This is a genomic window from Paenibacillus sp. J31R120 (genome assembly GCF_056269225.1).
Genome location: NZ_JBWDNN010000001.1, coordinates 1305702 through 1329623, shown reverse-complemented (window position 1 = coordinate 1329623; position 23922 = coordinate 1305702). Strand labels below are relative to the sequence as shown.

The window sequence follows — 23922 nt, the reverse complement described above, 5'->3', positions numbered from 1 at the left end:
GTTTATCGTTGACTCGGAATTGAGCTGCAATCCTCATAAAATGGAGTGGATGACGACATGGCAGCTTTTAAACGTTTTTTAATCGGCAAGCCTTTGAAGACAAACGAACTGGGCGAGCAAAAATTGAACAAGAAAAAAGCGCTCGCGATTTTATCCTCGGACGCTCTCTCATCCGTCGCATACGGACCTGAGCAAATATTATTGGTTCTCATTACGGTTAGCGCCGCAGCATTCTGGTATTCGATCCCCATCGGGATCGGCGTGTTAATCTTGCTGACTGCCCTGATTTTGTCGTACCGTCAAATCATATTCGCTTATCCGCATGGTGGCGGGGCTTATGTCGTTTCGAAAAATAATCTCGGCGTATACCCCGGTCTGGTGGCAGGCGGGTCACTACTTGTTGATTATATTCTGACGGTAGCCGTCAGCGTATCAGCCGGTACCGATGCCATTACGTCCGCCTTTCCTTCGTTGCATGAATACACGGTTCCAATTGCCGTCGTATTCGTACTTCTGCTTACTCTGCTGAATTTGAGAGGCGTGACAGAATCAGCGTCCATTCTGGCTTATCCGGTATACTTGTTTGTTTTGTCCCTATTGATCTTGATCGGAGCCGGCTTATACCGCATCATGGTCGGCGGCGTAGCTTCGGATCTGCATACGCCAATCGGCACGCCAATCGCAGGGATCAGCTTATTCTTACTGCTTAAGGCATTCGCTTCCGGAAGCTCCGCACTGACCGGGGTCGAGGCGATTTCTAATGCAATTCCGAACTTCAAGAGCCCTGGCCCTAACAATGCAGCCAAAACATTGTCTGCTATGGGAATATTGCTCGCTCTGTTGTTTTCGGGGATTGTGGTGCTCGCGTACTTGTATGGCATCAAGCCGCTTGAGGAAGCCACCGTCGTTTCGCAAATCGCCGAAACAACGTTCGGACGCCATATTATGTACTTTTTCGTCCAGGGGACTACTGCTCTTATTCTGATACTTGCCGCCAATACGGGATACTCGGCATTCCCGCAGCTTGCAGTCAACCTGGCGAAAGATAAGTTCATTCCAAGAATGTTCACCGTTCGCGGCGACCGGCTCGGCTATTCGAACGGCATTATAATTCTAGGATTGCTGTCGATTCTGCTCATCATCGCTTTTCAAGGAAAGACGGAGCATCTGATCCCGCTCTATGCTGTTGGGGTATTCATCCCCTTCACATTGTCCCAATCGGGCATGATGGTGAAGTGGATACGCGAGAAGCCGGCAGGCTGGATCACAAAGCTGACCATCAACTCGACGGGAGCTCTTATCAGCTTCACGGTTACGATGATGTTCTTCATCACCAAATTGGCGCAGGTATGGCCGGTACTTGTGTTTTTGCCGCTCATCGTTTATTTGTTCCACCGCATCAAAAAGCATTACGAAGCGGTCGGCGATCAACTGCGTCTTGCCACATGTGAGCCGGCGGTTCCGATCAAAGGCAACGTCATCATCGTGCCGGTATCCGGCATCACCCATGTCGTGGAGCAGTCGTTAAATTATGCGCAGTCTCTCGGCGCCGAGCAAATCATCGCCGTCTACATCCCGTTCGACCGGGAAGAAGAATCAAAGTTCGAGAAGAAATGGAGCCAGTGGAAGCCGGAGGTTCGCCTGGTCACGCTGCACTCCCCATACCGAAGCATCATCCAACCGCTCAGTAAATTCATCGACATGGTGAAACGCAAAGCGGATGAGTCGAATTACCAGGTAACGGTCGTCATTCCTCAGTTCATTCCAAAGAAGGGCTGGCATAATCTTCTTCATAACCAAAGCAGCTTTATGATCCGGACGCATCTGCTCTACCGCAAGGACATCATCATTACGACCGTACCGTACCATTTGAAGAAATAAACGAAAAAAGCTTGGATTCCTGATTGGATTTCCAAGCTTTTCTAGTTGCATTTTTAGGTGAATAAGTTAGCAGTTCTGTACGCATATTATCTTCGACATTTTTTTATAGACTTGTTACGTCTAAACTCAAGTTAGTGTGGTCCAGCGAGAAAATGGAGATGATACCTATGGAACCCATTGAAGTCAGTCTGTTTATGACGGGAGAACCGTATCCATTCAAAAGCTTTAAACTTACTTTTTCGGAATTCAGAGTATTTCTCGATTACATTAAACAAAACGGTTTGAATCGGGATTATCACGATCGGCAAGAAAGGGACAAGCTCGTCCAAAAAAGAATCTGATTTTGTACTAGTTGAGAAAGCGGAGCGAACTAATGTATTTGAAACTGTATTGACCTTCGAATTTAAGGATAAATAGCTTGAATTCTCTTTGTATCATGTGAGTATGCACGAATCCCTATCTACTAATCGACGAGAAAAAGCCCGATTCACTATTAGGAGTGAGTCGGGCTATTATAATGTGACATCAATATATCTAACATTATCTAATGGATTATTTAAACTAAAATCTATGAATCCACCATTATATGCTCCCTCATTGTACGTGATTAAAAAAGTTTGTTTTTTTAACGCAAGCCCGTGATTTGAAAGCCACATTAAGACCTCATTAGCTCCTTCGCTAACTGTTAGGTTGTCTAGAATTGTTTTCCTTGTATAATAATGCTCAATCGATCCAGCAACTAAGTCAGAAAGACTTAAAAGATCTAAGAAAAGAGGATCTGTCCCTTTTTGAAACGGTTTTGAATAGCCTACTACAGGATATTCTGCTCCCTTAAAGGAGTGTATTGCATTTTTAAACATTCTCGCTGTAGCTTTAGATAATTTTTCATTAGCCATAATGCTATCTTCATCAGTCATCCAAAATATCTTTTTTCCATTCGGCACCATTAAATTAGTCAAATAAGCCATTGTACCAATAATTCTCTGTACCTTTTCGGCAGTATCAGGTTTCCACTTCCCCAAGTTTTCTTTCTCGAGATGATTAACCAGTTGCCTCAGTGACTCCAAATTGTTTTGGCCAAAAACAGAAATTACATCCTTTTCTACAACCAAAGTAAAAATGAGCCCATTGACTGCCCAATTCATTAATTCTAGATACTCTTTCAATGATCTTTTGATGGGACCATAATGAAGGTCTTTAAATGCGATTTCCTTATAAGGATGGTTTAATCCATATTTAGTGCGTAATTTTAGTATCTCTTTCTCATATAAGATACCGAGATAATCGTAGTCTACAAATGCAAACGTATATGTGTAATATTTACTATTAGGAGATTCCCCTCCATAATCAGACAATATTGCAACTGTATCTGTTTTTTCAAAGTTAGGTAATAGTAAGCGTTTGTTCATCTTTCTCTTTATAAATGATGTATTAAATAATTCAAATAGAGTAGGATTTCCACTTTCCAACATCACAGGAAGATCAATTTGTTTTAAAATTAATGAATTTACAAACTTAGTTAAGTCCTGCTCCAATGTTATGCCTCCAAAAACCTCTAGTCAGCTTTGCACGTATTGCGACGATTCAAATCTAGAATCTCGTTAACGTCGTATTCCTCGAACTTATCCAGCAGCGGGTCGCTGCCATGCTTTAGCTTAAGATCCATCTCTTCCGGGTACAGTGGAACGATAGCGTAGAAATGCACGGTCCGCCCATCCTCCATTTCTAGCGAAATAAAATCTTCATCTACTTCAAGAGGAGGCAACAAAATGATTCCGCTCATGCTCGTTTGCTGTGAAAGCGGTTCGGCCGGATCTCCGTTAGGTATCGTATGCTCCCAGCCTAGCCAAGTATCGTAGTCATGGGGAAATCTAGCCAGCATCTTCAGCCATCGAATAGGCCAATAGTAATCCGGATTTTCTAAATCCTCTTGCGAGAATCGCCAATCCGGAGGCAGGCAGATCATCAATTCCGCAAATTCATAGCCTTCCGCATCTTCTGGCGTATTCATAGGCAAAAAGCTCATGCCCGTTGTGAACAACGTATAGTAGTTGCGCTCAGGAGTCGGATGAATAATGTGAACGTCAATATGTACAACATCCGATAGGATTTCGTGAAATACGGAATTGATCTCCCCGATATGCCGTTGCACATGTTCTTCAATTCTGCTCACCCATTCTTCTTCCCCGTATTCCGCTGGTTGCCATTCCCGCTGTCTATCGCTGTAGCGATAGATCGGGTAACCTGACTCCGAATACTCCGATGATTTCGACATGTTCGCCTCTCCTCTGCTTCATCCAATTTCTACCCAATGGAATTAGTATAACGAAGCTGTATATTTTAGACAATGAGAGTAGAGTCCCTTACTCCATATTTCCAGATTGATTCAGCCATTGCTTTCAAGGCATCAGTTCTCCTCCGTCAAAGCGTCAATCTCAATCACAATCGTTGATCCTTTGCCAACTTCGCTCAATACTGCGATGTCACCGCCATGCGCTTCAACGATGTCCCGGGCAATCGCCATGCCAAGGCCCGATCCTTGATGCGCTGCTCCCGTATGGGTCCCCCGGTAGTAGCGGTCAAAGATACGCTCCAACTCCTCCTCGCGAATGCCCTTCCCGTCATCGCGAATCATGATCCGCGTCCGCTCTCCGCTTTCCAGGCTGACCGTAATCCGAACATGTTCGTCATTATGGACAACGGCGTTATAAAGCAAATTGAAAATGACCCTGCGGAACAAAATGCCGTCTACTTCCTGCATGATGTCCTCCCGATCCGTCTGAAACTCAATATGCCGATCCGCATATCTCTGATCATTAAGTACATCAATGACTACACCACGGAGCAGGCCAGTCAAATTTATCCGTTTCCTATCAAGCGAAAAATCCTTATTTCTGAGCCGTGTCGATAGATTCAAATCCTCGATCACTTCTTCAATGTACACCGACTTCTTTTCAATAATAGCGGCGTATTCACGAATTTCCTCCCAAGTAAAACGGTAATCGGGGTCCTTCATCATTTCGGCGTATCCTTTGATCGAGGATAGCGGAGTTTTCAAATCATGCGAAATATTGCCGATCCACTCCTCTTTCATCCGATCCAGTTTTATTCGCTCACGCTCCGATTCCTTCAGACGGGAAGACAGCAGATTCATATTTTGAAAAACGCCGTGATAAATTCCTCGCTCCTCCATCTTCGGATAAGCCTCTTGACTTGCGAGGCTGCGAATGCCGCCGATCAGTGTCTGAAGCGGCAGGGTAAGCTTTGTGCTGAACAGGTATCCGACGATAAGCGCAATCAAAATATCAACCGCAAATACAATCAGCGCCGCGCGCAGCGTCATCAGAAAACTCCGGTGATCAAATGAAAATACATACCGTTCGAGATACGGGTTTTCGATGCCGACCAAATAGCTGAGCCTGCGATCTTCAAAGCCTGCCTCCCCGACGAAAACGGTCGTATCCTTGTTCACTTCCTGATATTTGTACATCTGTACAATATCCGCTGGAGTATAACGGTCCGGGAGCTGCATAGGCTGCCGGTATTCATACAACACCTGTCCGCTTTCGTCCAGAATCTGAATCCAGGCGTTCTGCTCCTCCAATTGCCGCTGCCCCTCATCCGTGATTCCCGCTGACGAACCGGAAAATTGCATATGCCGCTGAAACTCGCGGGTAAACGACTCTGGCGAAGTTGCCTCGCCGGGAAAAAAGGGCATCTGGTTCACTGCTCTCACCACAATATAACCAATCGTCATCAGCCCGTTCAGCACAATAACCAGACTGACAATGAGGACGATCGAAGCCAGGTATCTCCCCGTCAGCTTCCATTTCATCGCTATTCATCCTTTACAACAAGCTTGTACCCCAGCCCTTTGACAGTTAAGAGATAATCCGGTTCGGATGGCCTCTGTTCGATTTTTTCCCGCAAGCGACGAATATGTACCATAACGGTGTTGTCCATCCCCATAAATTCTTCCCCCCAAACGGTGTCGTATAGCTGCTCCTTACTCATCACCTTGTTGGGATAAAGCAGGAATCGCTTCATCAGTCCAAGCTCCTTCGGCTTTAGATCGATGCTCCTCCCGTTTTTGAGAAGCTCCGCCCTGTCCTCATCCAGCTGGAACGGCCCTGCGCGCAGCACATGTCCGGCAGCCGTCTCCTCCTTGCCGAACGCGGCTCTGCGAAGCTGCGCCTTGACTCGGTAGGCCACTTCCTTCGGGCTGAACGGCTTCGATATATAATCATCGCCTCCAATCGCGAATCCCAATATCTTGTCGATCTCTTCCGTTTTGGCAGACAAAAATAAAATCGGAATATGCGAAACGGCTCGTATCTCTCTGCAAACCTCGTACCCTTCCCCGTCCGGCAGCATAATATCGAGCAGCACGAGATCGGGAGCATGCTGTCGGAACTGCCTTAATCCTTCCTGCGCTGTTCCAGCCGTCACAATCTGCTCGATCCCTTCCTTATGCAGCACCGTTTCCAGCAGTCTGACAAGGTCTTCCTCATCGTCGATAATCAGTACCTTCCTATTTGGCGTCATCGTGTCGAACCCCCAACCGTTTCTTTCTTTTATTATAGCTTTGTTAAACCTTATTGTTGAAATTTGATAATTACGAACGAACGTTCTATTTATTCTAATTAAGCTAACGGGCAGGTTTGGGATTAGCAATCCATAAGAAACAACCCAATTTGAATTATGCTAAAATGCAGTAAATGTATAATGAAGGTATCCCTCATAAACAAAGGAGAACTGAAATGAGAAAACTCGTTCTATTTCTGCATGCATCGCTTGACGGTTTTGTAGAAGGGCCGAATGGTGAAATGGACATTGGCTGGATTTCCTACGATGCTGATTTGGAGAAACATGCGAAAGAAATTCTGAGCACTGCCGACACTGTCATTTGGGGGCGTGGGACTTATCAGATGATGCACAGTTACTGGCCATCTGTGCCTTCGAACCCATCAGCTTCGCAGCACGAACGGAATCATGCCGAGTGGATTGAAAAGACAGCCAAAATCGTTTTTTCCACGACGCTGGAGAAAGTCGAATGGAATAATTCCAGACTCGTGAAAGAAGACATCAAGGAAGAGATCAATAACCTCAAACAGCAGCCAGGCAAGGATATGGTCATCCTCGGCAGTCCTAGGTTCGCACACCACCTTATGCAGCTTGATTTAATTGATGAGTATAAAATTACGGTTTCTCCCGTCCTGATCGGTAAGGGATTACCGTTATTCCAAGGTCTCGAGGAGAAGATCAATCTTAAGCTAATCGAAAATAAGACCTTTGATTCTGGAGCTATAGGTCTCGTTTATCAGACGGTTAGATGACCCTGTCACTTAAGGTGATTAGGCTAACGGGAGACGATAGCTCAATTAACCGCCTTTTCACAAAGGCGGTTTTCTTATGGTCACAAATCAACATTAGCATTTAACACAAGCGACTTAGAGGTTTCTTCCACCTAGTACGCAATCCGCTCGCCTATCCGAACCTTTTTTGCGCGGCTTCGGGAATATCATCAAAACTCACTTCCTGATAAGAGGTGACGCCTTTCCCTTCCTTGACGTACAGCTTAAGATATGCTCCTTCCCGAAGCTGCTTCGCTGCGGTAAAGGGCAGCTTAGCCACTTCCCCGTCGTCCTTGTACGACGGAAGCTCATAGGCATACCGGATATAGTCATCCGGCATATCTTCGTTCACTTTCGCTCCCGCACCTTCAATCTTCGTATAATAAGCATCGGCTCCCAACCGATTGAAATTGAGAGTTTGCAGCGTAATCAGTCCCAGCAACGCGCATCCCCCGATAATCGCGATAACGACCCATGCTAAATTTGAGCTTCTCATCCTTCTCCTCTTCCCTTCTTCTTAAACCAGCCAACCGGTGCGACTCTAACGCTTGACGCAGCGAAGATCGGCAACATAGTCAAAATAAAAGCTTCGTTTTCCCCTATGCAAAACAACGATAAGCGCATGCACAAACAGCGCTGCCCACATGATGGTGGCTATCAAAAACAATACAATCTGCAGCCATACGCCGTATTCATAAAAGGGAGAACCGTACGGCAACGACATATCGGTCAAAGCCCCGAACATTCCCGATAACAGCCATGGCACATATAGAGCGAGCGTCCGCTTCAGAAGAGACCTGAGCGTCGGCGGCCGTCCCTCGCGATCCGTCAGACGGAGCCGCAGAAGGCTGCTCCCCAGTGTCTTGCCTTTCAGGACATAAGGCACAACCCCGAACATGACCAAAAATCCGATCGTAACATGCGTCGCTTCGGCAAAAGCGTTAGCGGTCACAATCCCCGTAGTCAAGGAATAGCTGAACCGGATGATCGCATAATCGACTAGCAGTGCAAGCAACTGTGCCACCGGAGCCGCATGTCTTTTTTCCTCGAAGCTTTCCTTTTTCGCTTGCAAGCTCGCCCTGGAGGGGAACAATGCCAGCACAATCGGCGCCATCATATAACCGACCCATGTACCCGTACTGTTCAAGAGCAGGTCGTCGACATCAAACAAGCGGTAAGGGCATTTGTATAACCCGTAAATTCCGGTCAATTGCGTCACTTCGTAAAACAGCGATAGCAAAAAGCCAAGGCCAAACGCTCTTCTCCAATGCCGTTTCTCACGGAAAAAGTAGCGCAGATAGACGCCGAACGGCACAAGCAGCAGCATGTTAAAAGCGGCCTGCCAAAACGCTTTTTGCTTAAGAATTTGCGGATACGTGCCCGGCTGCGACCATACGACGGTGCCGTCTTTCAACATATCCGTCATAAAGGTAAACGGCATCAGGGAATAATATTCCGTGCCCGGCGCTTGCTGCGCGCAAGTGTCGTAAGAAGCGGGCAGCGGCAGCAAAACGAGAAACAACGCTGAAATCATATAATAGATAAACGAAAACATGACCACGGTAGCCCATGAGCTGAAGAAGCCGTATTTTCGATAGCTGTAAATGAGCCATGGCACGAACAGCAGCATCCCGAGAAAAATAGAGAACAGAACGGCCACTAGCAGCGGCTGCGTATAAAAAGACATTCCATCACCTTATCCTGTTTTGCGGATTGATTTTAACAATATGGTTAAGATTGGCATCTTTTATGCGCCATTTGCAATTGAACGCTTCTGTCGCTTCCGGGCTGACTTGCCGTAGGTCAGCGCTCTCCACAGCTTCTCCAGCGGCCCCATTCGGAAAAAGTGCAGCCATACGACGCTGATTGCCATTTGAATGGCATAAATAGCTGCCGCAACCCATACGATTTGCCCGGGAGTCGGCAGTTCGATGCCGAATGCATTCAGCAGGGCCACCCCTATCAAGCTCTGAGCCACATAATTGGTAAGCGCCATACGCCCCACCTTGGCGACCGGGCTAAGCACAGCGGCGATTAAGCGACTCTCCAGCAGCCAGAACAATCCGGCAAGATAGAAATAAGTTAAGGGAACCGCTCCAAAAGCGACAATGGAGGATAACTGCGGGTTATCGTTGATGGACGCCACCCATGTCCACGCCGCGAGCCCGACCGCAATCGGCAGCAGCAGGAAAAACAGCTTCCGAATCGAGCGCAGATGCTCGCTCGTTCGACCGATCCATCCCGCTTTGGCGGCAAGGAAGCCCGATAGAAACATCAGAAAGATCGTAACCGAATCATTTGCGAGAAAGCCGGCCGTCCCGGCAACCGCTGGCGCCGGGTTCGGCAGCCACAGCATGAATGAATTCGCCATAAGATGAAGCGCAAGCAGCACGCCCCCGAACCGTGTAATGGTCGACAAGCTAGCCCTGTAAAAAGGGATCAGCAGAAACCCGGCAATCGCGTACATCGGCAATATGCTGCCCCAAAATATAAAGATGTGCACAATGCCCATCAGCAGCAGAACAGTCAGTCTTCTTGCAAAACGCCGTCGCGGTTTGTCGCCGCGGCTTTCAGCCCGCGAAGCAAACAGGAAAAATCCAGCTCCGAATAGAAACGAAAAGATGGAAAAGAACTTTTTTTGCACCAATACGGTAATAAGCGATTGGATGATGGCGTCAGCCCCGGCGATTGCGGGCATCTCCATGCCTTCTGTTATGACGCGATAGCCGCCGACATTAATCAGCAGAATCCCGAACAGCGCCAGGCCGCGGATCATATCGAGCGAACCGATTCTTTCATTTGGCATAATCGATGGTTGTTGCATACGTAAACCTCCCGACAAAGATGTAAGCTAATTCAGTGTAGTTCCCGCAGCTTACACCCTCTTTATGCCAACCTTACAAGAACCTTAAACAATGCTTAGATCACTTCTTGTGCTGGATACGACTTCAATAGCAAATAAAAAATGCCGATCATAGATGATCAGCATTTTTTTTGATTTTAGGAAGAGGAATATTGCTCGTCGCTGACTTTTTCCAGCCATTCTACCGCCTGACCGTTAAGTCGTTCCTGTATGGCGATATGAGTCATAGCTGTAGTGGGCGACGCTCCATGCCAATGCTTCTCGCCTGGCGGGAACCAGACTACGTCACCTGGACTGATTTCCTCGATCTGGCCTCCCCAGCGTTGAACCCGCCCTTTGCCTGCCGTTACAATTAAAGTCTGGCCCAGAGGGTGAGTATGCCATGCGGTCCGTGCTCCTGGCTCGAACGTAACGCTAGCCGCAGCTACGCGAGCAGGATCGGCTGCCTCAATCAGCGGATCAACTCGAACAGTGCCGCTAAAATAATCAGAATTTCCTTTACCTGAAGGTTGCGATCCCACTCGTTTAATTTCCATTGTTTCATCCCTCCGATTAAGTTGCGTATTCTGTCCTTGCTCTCCTGATGAAGACAAGATAGGAAAGGATGGCCAGAACACTGGTTGTAAAAATAACGATGCCAAAAGGGATGGCAGAATTCTCGCCTGCAATGCCTACTAGCGGAGATGTAACTGCGCCTAAAGCATATTGTAAGCTGCCGAGTACGGCAGAGGCGCTTCCTGCTATTCCTCCATGCTGTTCCATCGCCATGCTAACCGAAACCGGTCCCACGATGCCAATAGATACCGCAAACATGAAAGTAGAACCAAAGATCATCCATAAGGATCCCTTCCATAATACTACAATGAGGAGAGCAGCTGTGGAAATAAAGGATAACGTTAATCCCATTCGCAATAGACTGCCTCCCTTCAGCTTTCCTGCCACTCGTTTAACGACTTGCGATCCAATCATAATAGCCAGGCCGTTCAAAGCAAATAAGAGTGAAAATTGATGCGGTGATACCTCGAATATATTTTGATAAATAAATGGAGTTCCAGCAACAAATGCAAATACACCAGCGAATAAGATACCGTTAACGAGAGCATATCCCATGAACATCCGATCACAAACCAGTCGCTTATAGTTCCTGATCAGTGTCATGAAATGGCTTGGGACGCGATGCTGTACAGGCAAGCTCTCCTTCATGCCCCATGCTGTGAGCCCTGTTAATAGGATTCCAAACACGCCCAGAACGATAAACACGCTGGTCCATGTGCTAAATGATGTAACAGCACTTCCTGCATTAGGGGAAATTAAAGGTGCAACATTGCTGATTAAAGTAAGCAGGGAGATAAATTTCGTCAGTTCGACTCCGCTATATCGATCCCGAGCAATCGCTCGGGATATGACAAGTCCAGCCGAGGCGGCAGCCCCTTGAATGAAACGCAAAAAGATAAAGACTTCAATATTGGGCGCGAAACTACAAGCCAACGATGAAACGATGTAAAAAATCATAGCGATCAGCAATGGCTTCCGTCTGCCGTAACTGTCGCTTAATGGTCCCATAACTAGCTGGCCCAAGCCTAATCCTAACAGGCTAGCGGTTAAGCTTGCTTGGATCAGGGATGCGTTCGTTTCGAAAGCATCCATCATTTGCGGCAGCGACGCAAGATACATATCAACCGTAAAGGGACCAAGCGCGGAAAATGCAGCCAGAATCAATGCCAGTCGAAGCGATAGATTTTTGATTTTATTGTTCATATTTACAGAGTGGATATATCGATCACAAATCGATACCGCACGTCACTGCGCAGGATTCGCTCATAAGCTTCATCCACTTGCTCGGCACGAATGACTTCAATTTGAGGAGTTATCCCATGGCTGGCCGCAAAATGCAGCATTTCTTGCGTTTCCGGAAGTCCGCCGACCAAGGAGCCCGCAATGCTGCGGCGACTCATGATAAGAGAGAACACCTGGTATTGACTCGGTTCAGCCGGTGCGCCCACATTAACGAGCGTACCATCTACGCGAAGCAGCGATAAATAAGCGTCAACATCAATAGCAGCGGATACCGTGTTCAGAATGAGGTCGAATCGGCCTGCCAGCGTGTCAAAGGTCTCTGGGTCCAGCGTTGAAAAGTAATCATTCGCACCAAAAGCCCGTGCTTCTTGGTCCTTATCTTTGGCCCGGCTTAAAACGGTAACTTCCGCGCCCATCGCATGCGCAAACTGGATCGCAACATGACCAAGACCGCCCATTCCCAGAATGGCTACCTTTTTTCCTGGACCGGCATTCCAGCGTTTGAGCGGAGAATAAGTCGTAATTCCCGCGCATAGAAGCGGGCTGGCTGCATCCAGCTCCAAGCCGGCCGGGATATGCACCACGAATCTTTCGGTAACGACAATCTTTTGGCTGTAACCGCCATAAGTAGGATTGCCGTCATAATCCAATGAGTTATAGGTGGCTACATGCCCTTTGGTACAATACTGCTCTTCTCCACGGAGGCAGTACTCGCATTCTCCGCAAGAGTCCACGTAGCATCCTACGCCAACTCGATCGCCTATAACAAAATTCGTTACCTTCTCTCCTACTGCCGTTACAATCCCTGTAATCTCATGACCAGGCACCATTGGGAATATTCCTCCCGCCCAGTCCCCGTGAGCACTGTGAATATCAGAATGGCAAATGCCGCTAAACTTAATATCGATCAAGACATCATCAGGACGTAGCGCTCTTCTTTCAATCGTCGTTTTTTCAAAAGGCGCTTTCGCCGTTGGAACACGTAAAGCGTATGTTTTGCACATAGGCATAAACTCCTTTTCCATAACTGAATAGGTTTCGGCTAATCAACTAGATTTGATTAATCGACATGTGTCTATTATTATGGAAAGAGGCGCAAACAATCAATGGTTAAAAAAACGGATTCTGTTGAGATATCAACAGATCAGCGGAAATTGTCAATTAATTCGAAAAGTGTGGTGGGATACTGTGGTTAAAATGGATCGGAGAATACTTAAAACCCAGGAGTCTTTGAAAAATGCGGTTGTCGAACTCATGACTGAAAAAAGTTTTGATCACATAACCATTCAAGATATCGCAGACCGGGCCAACGTAAATCGCGGGACCATCTATCTTCACTATCAGGACAAATTTGATTTATTGGACCAGCTAATCGAAGCTCATCTCCATGAACTAGGAGCGATGGATGAATGGGCATGCGACCTGGATTGGGTCGATGCCCTTGTCCCTTACTTTGAATATTTCGAGAAAAACTATTTGTTTTTTTCGACGATGTTGGCAAGTACAGGCGTTCCTTCATCGTTCAGAACCCGGCTTCTTGCTTCATTTATGAGAGGCTTTAAAGGCGAGATCGACCGGGAAAGCGGAAGAAATACCGACTTAATGGATGATGTCATCCTCCAATATGCCGGTACCGCTTATGTAGGAGTCATTGAATGGTGGATTCGATCGGGAATGCCCTATCCGCCTCGCGTGATGGCCAAGCAAATTGGGACTTTGTTGGAGAGAAGCTTATAATGCTCCATCAGCATAGATGAATGGAAGGCTCATAGGGTTCAATTGACTGCGATAAACAAAGGGACAACTCGATAAGTTGTCCCTTGTTTTATTGGTGAATTACTGAATTGCAGTTTAGGCTTTCAACCGCTTAATATCTTGTCTCGGAGGAGAGCCAAACATTCGAGCATACTCACGGCTAAATTGTGACGGGCTTTCATACCCTACTCGAAATGCCACATCAGTGGCATCTGCTGATTCCGTTAATAGCAATCGCCGCGCTTCCTGAAGCCTCAGTTGTTTTTGAAATTGAATCGGACTCATCGCCGTTACCTCTTTAAAATGCCTGTGAAAAGACGAAACACTCATATTCGCTATTTCGGCTAGTTCTTCAATCCGGAAAGAACGAGCATAGTGCTTTATAATGTGCTCGATCACTTCTTTCATTTGATGGAGCGAGCTTCCTTCCATAACCACTTGCTTTAAAACATGTCCATTCTCGCCTTCCAGCACCCTGTAAAGTATCTCCTTCATAAATAACGGAGCAAGCACCGGAATATCCTTGGGACGATCTAATAAACGAGCTAATCTAAGGACGGCATCCAACAAAGACGATTCCATCCGGCTGACAAACATAGCTCGTTCAGGAGTTCCGCTCAGATCCTCTCCATATCCTGCTTCATGTATCGTGTCTACGATTTGACTAGGAGTAAATTCAAGCTTGAACCCCAGGTATGGAGCGTCAGGGGTTGCTTCCGTCACTTGAGCTAAAACCGGCAAGTGAACGGATGCCACAAGATAATCCGCCGGGCTGTATCTGAAACGCTCCTGTGCCAGCCACACTTCCTTTGCACCTTGAACGACCATGCATAAAGAAGGTTTGTAAACGCCATGTCTTGGAACGTCAACATTCGAGACACGAATGAAAAATAAAGATGGAATTGCCGTGGAGTGTACTCCGTCACCTTCTGAATAACGCTCAATGATCTGGAACAGTTCATTCTGCAGCTTCTCGATCCTATCAGACATTGGTTCCTCCCACCCCGTCATTTTTACAATTCGATTATAGCCCATATCCATTGGATACATAAGAGCAGTGAGAGGATTAGGCAAACAATTGATAGAAATGGGATAACTGTCTCTTTAACAACAAGCGCATAATAAGGAGGTCAGCAGTCATTAGTGTACAGGAGGATTCTATCATGCAAAAAGTAACGTTGAACAATGGTGTTGAGATGCCGATTCTAGGTTTTGGCGTATTTCAAATTCCGGATGCAAATGAATGTGAACAAAGCGTTTATGACGCTATTATGGCTGGTTATCGCCTGATTGATACTGCTGCATCTTATCTTAACGAAGAAGCGGTTGGGCGAGCGATAAAGCGGAGCAGCGTATCACGTGAAGAGTTATTTATTACTACAAAGCTATGGGTTCAAGATACGGGTTATGAGCGAACAAAGAAGGCATTTGAACAATCGCTAAGAAGATTGCAGCTTGACTATCTGGATTTGTATTTGATTCATCAGCCTTATGGCGATGTGCATGGCTCCTGGCGTGCTCTGGAGGAGCTGTATCGTGAAGGAAAGATCCGTGCAATTGGCGTAAGCAACTTTCACGAGGACAGACTCATTGATTTGATCATTCATAATGAGGTTGTTCCAGCAGTAAACCAAGTGGAAACACATCCCTTCCACCAACAGATGGAAAGTTCAACGTTTATGAAAGAAAATAATGTTCAAATCGAATCCTGGGCGCCGTTTGCGGAAGGAAAAAATAACTTGTTTCAGAACGAGGTGCTGGTTGCAATCGCTGAGAAATATAAAAAATCTGTTGCTCAGGTCGTATTGCGTTGGCTGACACATAGAGATGTTGTTGTCATACCAAAGTCGGTTCGTAAAGAAAGGATTGTCGAAAACTTCAATATTTTCGATTTCGACTTAGACAATGAAGATATGAAGTCTATTGCTGCGCTTGATACGAAACAGAGTCTGTTTTTTTCACATCGAGACCCTGAAATGGTGAAATGGATCGGTACGAGGAAACTCGATATTTAACGATTGTGCTCGGAGCTAAGCTTCAGAAGTTACATTGGGCTGGGGAATCCATTCGATCCCAAGTGGGAGAAAAATCAAGGTGCCCGTCTGAGACAAGCACCAAATCCTTCTCAGCTCAAATCGGAATGCCTATCATTGCCTGTCTGTGACTGATAAGCATGGAAATTATCAAATTCTTCGCCTTTCCACATCCAATACGCCTGAGCTTTGGTGCTATAGTGATTAAAGTCAACGATATTCCCTTCGTTTTGGGTGAACTCGTTTGTGATCATTCGACCATCCTCATTCGCTTGGATGTTGTTGTTGCTGAGTTCATTGTTCCTTGTGTCAAAGGCCAAATTGATTTCACCATAGCCAAGTCGCTTGGCGTTGTTTTCCGTTAACGTATTTTCTTTAATGATACAATTTTCCGTTCGTCCTCGATCTTCGTCATAGCCGCCAAGCGTAATACCTGCAGCACTATTGTTATAAATCCGATTAAGTGACACCTCAACATTCGAAGTCGCGCCTCCGGCATGCTCACTTGCCAGTTCAATCCCGAAATCATTGTCGTGTATGTCGTTGTCGATAATCTTGATATCTTTGCCACCGTCCACATAGATGCCAGCGGCTGAGTATTCGTTGCCATAGGCGGGATTGCCATATGAAGAGATATGGTACACCTGATTTTCTTGAATCACACCGTTCCGTGCCTGATCCTGGGCAGGGTTCGGTGCGGTACCTTCGAACCCGATAATATCAATGCCGATATTGTCGTTATCATGCACGATGTTCTGCTCTACCCGAAAGCCGTCTACATTGCCATTGATCGCCATCGCTTCGCTGGCTCCCAGCTTCAGGTTGTACAACTCATTTTGGGTAATGGCAATCTGATTTAGCGGGGCTTCCGAGTTGCCGTATACGGCAATGCCGTGTGCATTGCCGCCGCCTGCTTTCTGCCCCGCAGTGGTCCCCATATCGTGAATGCGATTGCCTGTAATCTCAATATTTCTGCCGCTTCCGCTCACATGTATGCCGATAGGTGTGACATCTGCGGAGCTTGTATCGTAGTTGCGTATTTCAAGTCCTGACACACGTATAAAGCTGGCATTGTTGATGCTAATTGCTCCATCATCTATTTGCTGTACGCCTTTGCCATCCATTATGACCGTATGTCCCTTTTCGTTGCACAGAGATATGTACCCCTCTTCTGGCGATCCGGATTTTTCGATGCTTACTGTTTGGTGATATACACCTTCAAGAAGGATAACAGAGAAGCCTGGCTTCACTAATTCAATTGCTTTTTGGATGCTCGCGAGCGGCGCATTCCTAGTTCCCGAATTGGTGTCTTTACCTTGCGGTGAGACATAATAATCCATTGCCAGCGTCTCACTCACCGCTTCTGATTGTTCCGTGACAGAATCTATTGCGTCATTAGCATCTATCCCCGTCATGAAGTAAATGGCACCTGCCGACAACAGTATAAGAAGACTAGTCCACATCATAATCGATTTCTTTTTTTTGCTCATGATACGATACCCACATCCTTAATACTCCACTCTAATCAAACTGGTACATAGATGCCGCTGCCCCTGCCAAGCCTGCCACCTGCTTGTAAGTACGCTTTTGCAGCACGCTGCAAGCTCGTTTCCTCGCCATATTCGGATGGATCTGCTGCGACTCGATTGAAGATTCGTTGCTCGGCTTCCTTAGAAGCCTCATCGATCTCGTAAATTTGGAACAGCCGCTGAAACTGCAGAATGTTCGAATCGGCCTTCAGGATTTGATCAAGACCGGGGTACAGCAGCCAAGATTGGCAAACAAAAACGGACGGGATGCCTCTGAAGAAATCACGGGCTAACGAAAAGGAATGAACAACTTCTTGCGGAGCTAACGGGTCCCCTTCTGGAATGTGGACATTCAGCACGAGCTGATTCTTCTCCACTGTCAGGCCTCCAGCCTTCAGATCGCCTTCAATAGCAATGGGCTGAAATTGCAATCGACCCAGCCGAAACAGACGAAGCCGGACATGCTCCTGCAGCCAGTTGTACTCCTCAATGCCATACTCACCATAACCCCGGTAGCACACCTCGCTCCAAATCCGTATATCTGAAAAAGTATCGAAATATACGCTATCTGCGATTCCCCGCACTCGATACTCCTCATAAGCATCGATGGCAAGTCTAACAAATAGATAAAGCAGCTGTTGCCTGTAACCAGCAACACCCGTGACATGCTGGAAGAACGCATACCGATTCGTCTGAAAATGTCGTACTAACTCCGTATATTCACGCTCACTCATACGATAATCAGCAACGATCCGGCTTGCTGCCTCCCCTAACTTGATTCCGTTGCAAAACTCCCTTATATGCATGAAACTCATCGCTCTCCTAATCGCATAGATGTAGTTGTTAGATTCTGTTGATGCGTTTGATTCGTATAACATAACTGCTTGAGACAAATAGTCTCATTTGAATAACTCGCCGTCAACCTAAAATCTAAATAGCTGCGTCGTAAAAATGAATGAGATCAAATAATTAACATCCACTCGATATTAGCCAAGCTCCAGCAAAAAAAGCGCAGTCCATAGGAGACCACGCTTTTCAATATATTTAACATAATTAATTATAAGTTTTCAGACTTGCGATTAAAGCAAATCAAAGGCTTTCAGCAAGGCGTATTCACTTGATTTGGCCCACCGTTCAAGCTTCTCCAAAGGTTAAGAGTTACCGCAATAAATCTTGGTAGTCACTGCCCTTAACAATATCTTCCGCTTTAAATCGCGTCCATTTATTAACCGTTACTTCAGGATTATTTTGTAAATAGCTTTCCATGATGGTAAAGCCTAACTTATAACTCGACCACATAGGGATCCCCTTGTTATAATTCCCCTGATGCAATTCCTGGTATACCGATGTGAAATCTTCCAATTTCATAGATGTTCTAATCACATCCAAGACAATCTGTTCCGAGTCAGCGGATAAAGCTTCGGTCCATGGAACTGTCTGATCCGGGTAAATCAATGAGGCAAAAGTATCTGCTTTCCCCTCAAGAATGACGGAATTCACTAATGTATAATCGCGCGCACCGAGGCTTTCCAAAGCGACGGTAAGATTATATTCACGTGCAACTGTATATTTTAGCAACGCTTCTGAAAATGCAGGATCAACATGCAATAAAATGACATTCTGATTCAGCGCAGCACCTGTTACACCCCCCATCTCTTGAACATGAGTTGTGTTATCCGGGTTAAGCGGCATAACAAAGATTGTTTTATTTCCCCCTTTAAGCAGTTCTAAAGAGGATATAATCGCTTCCTTAATTAAAGAATTTATGTTGTCCTGATTGTGAAGCAATTCTATCGTGTTGTCTTCCAATTGTTGCTCCAGAAGGGTCGGCGTAAAATAAGAATCCATATCTTTGGACAAACCCAAGTTCCTCTTCTTTGTCAAATTATAGAAAGGGGTGAACACTTTATTGTAATGCTCCTCTTTATTGTCTAGAGAAGGATCTTCCTTAATGGAAGCCGTGTAATGAAGTACTTCTTTATACAGCGGTATGATTTCAAATTTTCGATCTTGATGAGTAAATTCGACCACCATTGGCTTAGGAACGTTCAAATTTTCTATAACCTTATTAGAATCGTTGGTTGTGCAGCTAGACAATAGTAGCAATGAGAGCATACATAATAAGGTGATTGTTTTCTTCATCTTGTTCTCCATTCTATCTATATTTTCATACTTATTAATACAATTAATAATTTCGCCAAAATAACGATAACTCCTCCTAAATTATAGGAAAATATTTTCTTGATTTATGAAAAAAATAGGAAGAGACATCACCGTTATCGGCGATGTCTCTCTTGTGGTGCAGCTACTCCAGCTTCAAAATCTGGAATTCGCATTTTTCCGTTTTTCAACCGGCAATATGGCTTCTATCACATCCCAATGCTCCGCAATCTTTCCATTCTCCACTCGGAACAAATCATAGAAGGCGGTAGGCTGGCCGTCGAAGGTCCCTTCACTCACCGCAAGCACAAAATCTCCTTGCCCAAGCACCTGATGGATTCGATTATACTGAAATTCTATATTCCTCTCCTTCAACGATTGCAATGCGGCATGAACACCTGAGAGGCCGTCTGCGATATGCGGACTATGCTGAATATAGCGATCGCCATCAAAGTAGGAAGAAAGCAGATCAGGATTTTTCCCCAGCAAAATATTTTCCATATAGCTCGTGACCAATGCTTTATTCACATCTGTCTTGTCGATATCCTTGATCGTAACCGCCCCGTCAATCATCGTATGATGGCTTGGTGTCCTCTCCACCATCTCTTGCATATTGTCCCAGTGTTCGACAATCAGCCCATGCTCAAAACGGAAAATATCAATGATAATTTTCGGGCCAAAAAACTGATACACGGAATGAAGAACAACATAATCACCATCAACCAAAGCGCGCTTAACACTTACCTTTGTACCGATTTTCTGCAAATGATCAAGTGCGCCAAGCATAGCCTCTCGCCCATCGGACAAGGCCTGGTTGTGTTGAATATAACAATCTGGATGAACGTAAGCCGTAATTGCTTCTGGGCTTCCGCTTTCGAAGCTTTCAAGCACAGCAATTGCCTTACGCACTAGCTCATTTTGATGTTGAATAGTCATAGAATGTTCCTCCTTGGAGTTTATAGTCATTCGATAAATAATGAACACATTGTTGTTTATTTATCTTTCGCTCATTATAATAGAGGCAACTATCATGCTCAATATTCAATATGTTGCTTTACGAAACATAACAGACAACTAATTAAACTTTGTCGTTTAACGACGATAAATAAGTGTGGGGAGAACCATAACATGAACAAAATTAAGAAAACCGACCTCAGAATATTGCGCACCAAACAATCTATTCGCAAGGCGTTCTATGAGCTGCTCCAGGAAAAAGGTTATGAAGCGATAACCATCCAGGATATTGCCGACCGGGCTGTGATCAATCGAAACACCTTTTATCTTCACTACCAAAGCAAACCCGATTTATTGGATACCTATATAAATGAATTGTTGAGCGATCTGAAGAATGCAGTCGTTCTTTGCCCCATTAGTATGAATCCGTTCAGTATTTCTGTACTTGAGACCGTTATGCAGACTGTACTGGAGCATATCTCACTGAACATGAAGTTTTACCATTCGATGTTAACGGAGGAGAATAGAATCTATCCTTTTCAAATGAAGATGGAGAATATCATTAAAGATAAATTAAATGAGGAGTGGAAGCCTGCTCGGAAAAACTCCGCAATAACCAAGGAATTGCTGCTTGAATATCTGGTATCATCTTTCATGGGGATTGTCCTTTGGTGGATCAAGAACAATAAGCCCCTGCCAGCAGATGAAGTTTCAGCTCAATTTAGCAGTCTTGTCGCTTACGGACATTTGAAGGCAGCCGGTATTGTTGTTGAGGACTAGAACTGGAATATGAATAAAATTTTTACTTTTTTCCTTGGTACCTAAACACAGAAGCAGCTGAGATGATGCTCAGCTGTCTTCAGTGCTTATTTATCGCCCTTCACTTCAACTTTAACTTACCGCTTCCTAGTTAAGCATATGGATTTCTTAGTCGCAACAGGAAGTCTTGTTTGCACTTGATGCTATAGTTCGGCCGCTATCAAGGCTGTTGCCATATTGAACGGAACGATTGACGCTGCACACACCCGTCTCCGGTAAATCCAGCTCTACTTTCACAGCCGCTTCCCAATCCCCCGTAATTGCTGCAACAATGGATCTGACTTGCTCATAGCCGGTAGCCATTAAGAACGTTGGCGCGCGTCCGTAACTCTTCGATCCGACGATATAAAAGTTATGGTCCGGTTGCCGCAGTTCTTTTTCACCATGTGGTCTTACGGTACCGCAGCTATGAATGTTAGGATCAATTAATGGCGCGAGCGCAGTTACGCTCTCGATGTCTGTATCCATGTCCATCCTGACTTCTCTAAGGAAAGAGATATCCGGGCGTGATCCCGTATTGCTGATGACTTCATCCATTCCATTAATGCTCACCGGTTCCCCATTCACGTTACCGAGAACATTAATCCTGGCTCCATCCTTCTCCAAACCGTTAATTAGAAAAGAAGTGTATACCGTGATCTTTCCCGATTCGACCAGCTTCTGAAGCCGCACTCCGAGCAAACCTCGCTCACGAAGAGCATCTTGTTCCTGACCACCAAAAACCTCTTGCACGTTAGACTTTCGGATGATCCAAGTTATCGTTGTTTGCGGATGCTGCTCCTGCAGACGCTCCAAGTCCAGCAACGCATGAATGGCGGAATGGCCGCTTCCGACTACAAGCACATTCTTGGCCGCATATCGTTTCTGTTCCTTGCCTAATAGATCTGGAATGCCGTACGTAATCTGACTGCCTAATGCCTGCTCCTCCCTTGTCCAGACCCCATCCGAAGCAACAGGATTCGGATTCGACCATGTTCCTGAGGCGTCTATGACCGCCTTGGCTTCATACTTGATCGTTTGATTTTCGTGTTGAACATGCAAGACAAAGGGCAGCTTATCGCGACCGGCTGTTTTCGCTTTGCTCAAACCTTTGCGACTCACGGCAACGACTTTGGCATCATAATGGACAAAGGGCTTGATCGCAGGAAGCTGTGCCAGCGGCGCCATATACTCGTCGATCAAATCCTTGCCTGTTGGAAATGCTTCCTCATCGGGCAACTTCCATTCTGATGCCTCCAGCAATTGCCTAGCCGCTTTATCTGTAATAAATGGCCACGGAGTAAACACGCGTACATGTCCCCAATTGCCCACATTTCCTGCAATATGCGCAGCGGCTTCAAAGAGAATAAAGGACTCTCCCTTCGTGACAAGATGGGCAGCAGCGGCCAAGCCTACCGGGCCCCCGCCGATTATCGCTACTGGCAGATCATGATTAGTTAACACAGGAGTAGAAGCTTTCATCGTAAGCTGAACCGGAACCGGTTTTGAACAACATTGACTCATAGGGATAACCTCCAATTATTTAGATATTACTCAAGCGTCATTCATCAAGCTTTTTGGTTTATGTATTCTCACCTCCTTTTCGTTTATTATTTGCAATTTGCAAGTATCTGTCGAAAGAAAATCACCCGAGAGGGGTGATACAACACATGCTGGATTTAGCCATGGCTCCATTTAATAGCTTGATCGATCGCAGGACGGTTTCTTTCTCAAAGTCATTCATATGAGAGAACACTTCATCCAGGTATTCGTTCATTTGATGATCGATTGTTGCAGCCACGTACTTCCCTTCTGTCGTGAGTGAAAGCACTTGTACTCTCCGGTCTTCAGGATCAGGAACCTTCTTGACTAAATTCATTTTTATAAGGGCCTGTATCTGCCGGCTAAAAGTGGTAACATCCGTACCTAGCGACTCTGACACTTGCTGTATGGATGGTTTAGTTTGTCTGTCAATTTCATAAAGAATATGGCTTTGAACCAGCGAAATCTCGAATCCCCCAGCTGTACAACAGTTTTTATTAAGAAACCCAAACCGGCGTGTCATAATTTGAAAAAGACCCCGAACATTTTCCATTGGCTTCACCTCATGTATTTAGTTATACATTATAAATTTGCATATTGCAAATAATAATTGAAAGGAAAGCGGAACACAAGTAATCAAGCATCTAAGGCAATCATCAACGACGCACCAGTTCCCGTATCGGAATCAAATTGTTTTATAACCGTTGCTTACGTTATTATCAAACGATGCCAAAGCAAAACGAGGCACTCATTAACTTGAGGCCTCATTATTTTGGATCAGATCGAAATGATTGTAGATTGAACTGTTCCCTGTAATTTGTTACTTTCCTTCTTCAAGAAACTGCTCGATTCGCTGCTTGATTGCATCGCGGACTGAGCGGAATTGATCCATAATTTCCTCTTCCGTTCCGTCGGCCTTGGCTGGATCATCAAATCCCCAATGCCATTTGGTTACGTGAGGGTTAGAAATCACAGGGCAATGTTCATCGGCATGTCCACATAGCGTAATGATATAATCAGCTTGGTTTAAAATAACTGGATTTATCACATCTGAGCTGTTGCGGCTAATATCAATACCAGCTTCCTTCATCACGCTGATCGCCCGCGGATTAAGTCCATGCGCTTCAAGCCCTGCGCTTTTCACATCATACTTATCCCCTCCCAAAGCACTCAGAAAACCATCCGCAATCTGGCTTCTGCATGAATTGCCGGTACATAAGAAATAGACAAGCGGTTTGTTTTGAACCATCCGTATA

The 23922-nt window shown here is 45.6% G+C and carries 23 protein-coding genes; 5 read left to right on the top strand and 18 right to left on the bottom strand.

What is annotated here, in order from left to right; translation table 11 throughout:
- Positions 1-57 precede the first annotated feature (57 nt).
- Entirely contained in the window at positions 58-1881 is a 1824-nt protein-coding gene (locus AC0YNW_RS06125; protein WP_475831168.1) for an APC family permease, read from the top strand.
- Positions 1882-2393: 512 nt separating this feature from the next.
- Here AC0YNW_RS06125 and AC0YNW_RS06120 read toward each other — a convergent pair.
- The 4 genes from AC0YNW_RS06120 to AC0YNW_RS06105 all read right to left on the bottom strand — a co-directional run bounded on the left by AC0YNW_RS06120 (position 2394) and on the right by AC0YNW_RS06105 (position 6426).
- Positions 2394-3416 (bottom strand): hypothetical protein, encoded by a 1023-nt coding sequence (locus AC0YNW_RS06120; RefSeq protein ID WP_475831167.1) that lies wholly within the window; start codon positions 3414-3416, stop codon positions 2394-2396.
- 20 nt (positions 3417-3436) lie between these two features.
- The gene (locus tag AC0YNW_RS06115) at positions 3437-4156 is read right to left on the bottom strand and encodes a suppressor of fused domain protein (RefSeq protein WP_475831166.1); all 720 of its coding nucleotides are present in this window, start codon (positions 4154-4156) and stop codon (positions 3437-3439) included.
- A 132-nt stretch (positions 4157-4288) separates the two neighbouring features.
- The gene (locus tag AC0YNW_RS06110; RefSeq protein ID WP_475831165.1) at positions 4289-5716 is read right to left on the bottom strand and encodes a sensor histidine kinase; all 1428 of its coding nucleotides are present in this window, start codon (positions 5714-5716) and stop codon (positions 4289-4291) included.
- 2 nt (positions 5717-5718) lie between these two features.
- Entirely contained in the window at positions 5719-6426 is a 708-nt protein-coding gene (locus AC0YNW_RS06105) for a response regulator transcription factor (protein ID WP_475831164.1), read from the bottom strand.
- Positions 6427-6641: 215 nt separating this feature from the next.
- Here AC0YNW_RS06105 and AC0YNW_RS06100 point away from each other — a divergent pair, with 215 nt between their 5' ends.
- Positions 6642-7217: a dihydrofolate reductase family protein gene (locus AC0YNW_RS06100; protein WP_475831163.1), complete on the top strand. Its 576-nt coding sequence runs from the start codon at positions 6642-6644 to the stop codon at positions 7215-7217.
- Between the two features lie 151 nt (positions 7218-7368).
- On the opposite strand, the gene AC0YNW_RS06095 is transcribed toward AC0YNW_RS06100, so the two are convergent.
- The 6 genes from AC0YNW_RS06095 to AC0YNW_RS06070 form a co-directional block, all read right to left on the bottom strand.
- Positions 7369-7731, bottom strand: coding sequence for a YxeA family protein (locus AC0YNW_RS06095; RefSeq protein WP_475831162.1), 363 nt, complete (start codon positions 7729-7731; stop codon positions 7369-7371).
- Between the two features lie 45 nt (positions 7732-7776).
- Complete coding sequence (locus AC0YNW_RS06090) at positions 7777-8922, bottom strand: VanZ family protein (RefSeq protein ID WP_475831161.1); 1146 nt, start codon at positions 8920-8922, stop codon at positions 7777-7779.
- 60 nt (positions 8923-8982) lie between these two features.
- Complete coding sequence (locus tag AC0YNW_RS06085; RefSeq protein ID WP_475831160.1) at positions 8983-10059, bottom strand: DUF418 domain-containing protein; 1077 nt, start codon at positions 10057-10059, stop codon at positions 8983-8985.
- Positions 10060-10235: 176 nt separating this feature from the next.
- Complete coding sequence (locus AC0YNW_RS06080) at positions 10236-10634, bottom strand: (R)-mandelonitrile lyase (protein WP_387479206.1); 399 nt, start codon at positions 10632-10634, stop codon at positions 10236-10238.
- 16 nt (positions 10635-10650) lie between these two features.
- A complete protein-coding gene (locus AC0YNW_RS06075) occupies positions 10651-11856 on the bottom strand; it encodes a multidrug effflux MFS transporter (RefSeq protein ID WP_475831159.1) in 1206 nt (401 codons plus the stop codon).
- A 2-nt stretch (positions 11857-11858) separates the two neighbouring features.
- On the bottom strand, positions 11859-12899 hold the full coding sequence (locus tag AC0YNW_RS06070; RefSeq protein WP_475831158.1) for an NAD(P)-dependent alcohol dehydrogenase: 1041 nt from the start codon (positions 12897-12899) through the stop codon (positions 11859-11861).
- Positions 12900-13083: 184 nt separating this feature from the next.
- On the opposite strand from AC0YNW_RS06070, the gene AC0YNW_RS06065 reads away from it, so the two are divergent.
- On the top strand, positions 13084-13632 hold the full coding sequence (locus AC0YNW_RS06065; protein ID WP_387479422.1) for a TetR/AcrR family transcriptional regulator: 549 nt from the start codon (positions 13084-13086) through the stop codon (positions 13630-13632).
- Between the two features lie 114 nt (positions 13633-13746).
- On the opposite strand, the gene AC0YNW_RS06060 is transcribed toward AC0YNW_RS06065, so the two are convergent.
- Entirely contained in the window at positions 13747-14640 is an 894-nt protein-coding gene (locus AC0YNW_RS06060; protein WP_475831157.1) for an AraC family transcriptional regulator, read from the bottom strand.
- A 173-nt stretch (positions 14641-14813) separates the two neighbouring features.
- Between AC0YNW_RS06060 and AC0YNW_RS06055 the strand changes: the two genes are divergently transcribed.
- Positions 14814-15665, top strand: a complete 852-nt coding sequence (locus AC0YNW_RS06055) for an aldo/keto reductase (protein ID WP_475831156.1) — start codon at positions 14814-14816, stop codon at positions 15663-15665.
- Positions 15666-15775: 110 nt separating this feature from the next.
- On the opposite strand, the gene AC0YNW_RS06050 is transcribed toward AC0YNW_RS06055, so the two are convergent.
- From AC0YNW_RS06050 to AC0YNW_RS06035, 4 genes are all read right to left on the bottom strand, one after another.
- Entirely contained in the window at positions 15776-17173 is a 1398-nt protein-coding gene (locus AC0YNW_RS06050; protein WP_475831155.1) for a DUF1565 domain-containing protein, read from the bottom strand.
- A gap of 35 nt (positions 17174-17208) precedes the next feature.
- Entirely contained in the window at positions 17209-18027 is an 819-nt protein-coding gene (locus AC0YNW_RS06045; RefSeq protein WP_475831154.1) for an acyltransferase domain-containing protein, read from the bottom strand.
- 343 nt (positions 18028-18370) lie between these two features.
- A complete protein-coding gene (locus AC0YNW_RS06040) occupies positions 18371-19354 on the bottom strand; it encodes a DUF2268 domain-containing putative Zn-dependent protease (RefSeq protein ID WP_475831153.1) in 984 nt (327 codons plus the stop codon).
- 174 nt (positions 19355-19528) lie between these two features.
- Positions 19529-20308, bottom strand: a complete 780-nt coding sequence (locus AC0YNW_RS06035) for a nuclear transport factor 2 family protein (RefSeq protein ID WP_475831152.1) — start codon at positions 20306-20308, stop codon at positions 19529-19531.
- A 192-nt stretch (positions 20309-20500) separates the two neighbouring features.
- Here AC0YNW_RS06035 and AC0YNW_RS06030 point away from each other — a divergent pair, with 192 nt between their 5' ends.
- Positions 20501-21106 (top strand): TetR/AcrR family transcriptional regulator, encoded by a 606-nt coding sequence (locus AC0YNW_RS06030; RefSeq protein WP_475831151.1) that lies wholly within the window; start codon positions 20501-20503, stop codon positions 21104-21106.
- Between the two features lie 147 nt (positions 21107-21253).
- Here the strand turns inward: AC0YNW_RS06030 and AC0YNW_RS06025 are convergent, their stop codons facing one another.
- The 3 genes from AC0YNW_RS06025 to arsC form a co-directional block, all read right to left on the bottom strand.
- A complete protein-coding gene (locus AC0YNW_RS06025; RefSeq protein WP_475831150.1) occupies positions 21254-22648 on the bottom strand; it encodes an NAD(P)-binding domain-containing protein in 1395 nt (464 codons plus the stop codon).
- A gap of 121 nt (positions 22649-22769) precedes the next feature.
- Positions 22770-23219 carry a MarR family winged helix-turn-helix transcriptional regulator gene (locus tag AC0YNW_RS06020; protein WP_475831149.1) on the bottom strand — a complete coding sequence of 150 codons (450 nt, stop codon included), beginning with the start codon at positions 23217-23219 and terminating at the stop codon, positions 22770-22772.
- Between the two features lie 267 nt (positions 23220-23486).
- Positions 23487-23915: an arsenate reductase (thioredoxin) gene (gene arsC, locus AC0YNW_RS06015; RefSeq protein WP_475831148.1), complete on the bottom strand. Its 429-nt coding sequence runs from the start codon at positions 23913-23915 to the stop codon at positions 23487-23489.
- Between the last annotated feature and the right edge of the window lie 7 nt (positions 23916-23922).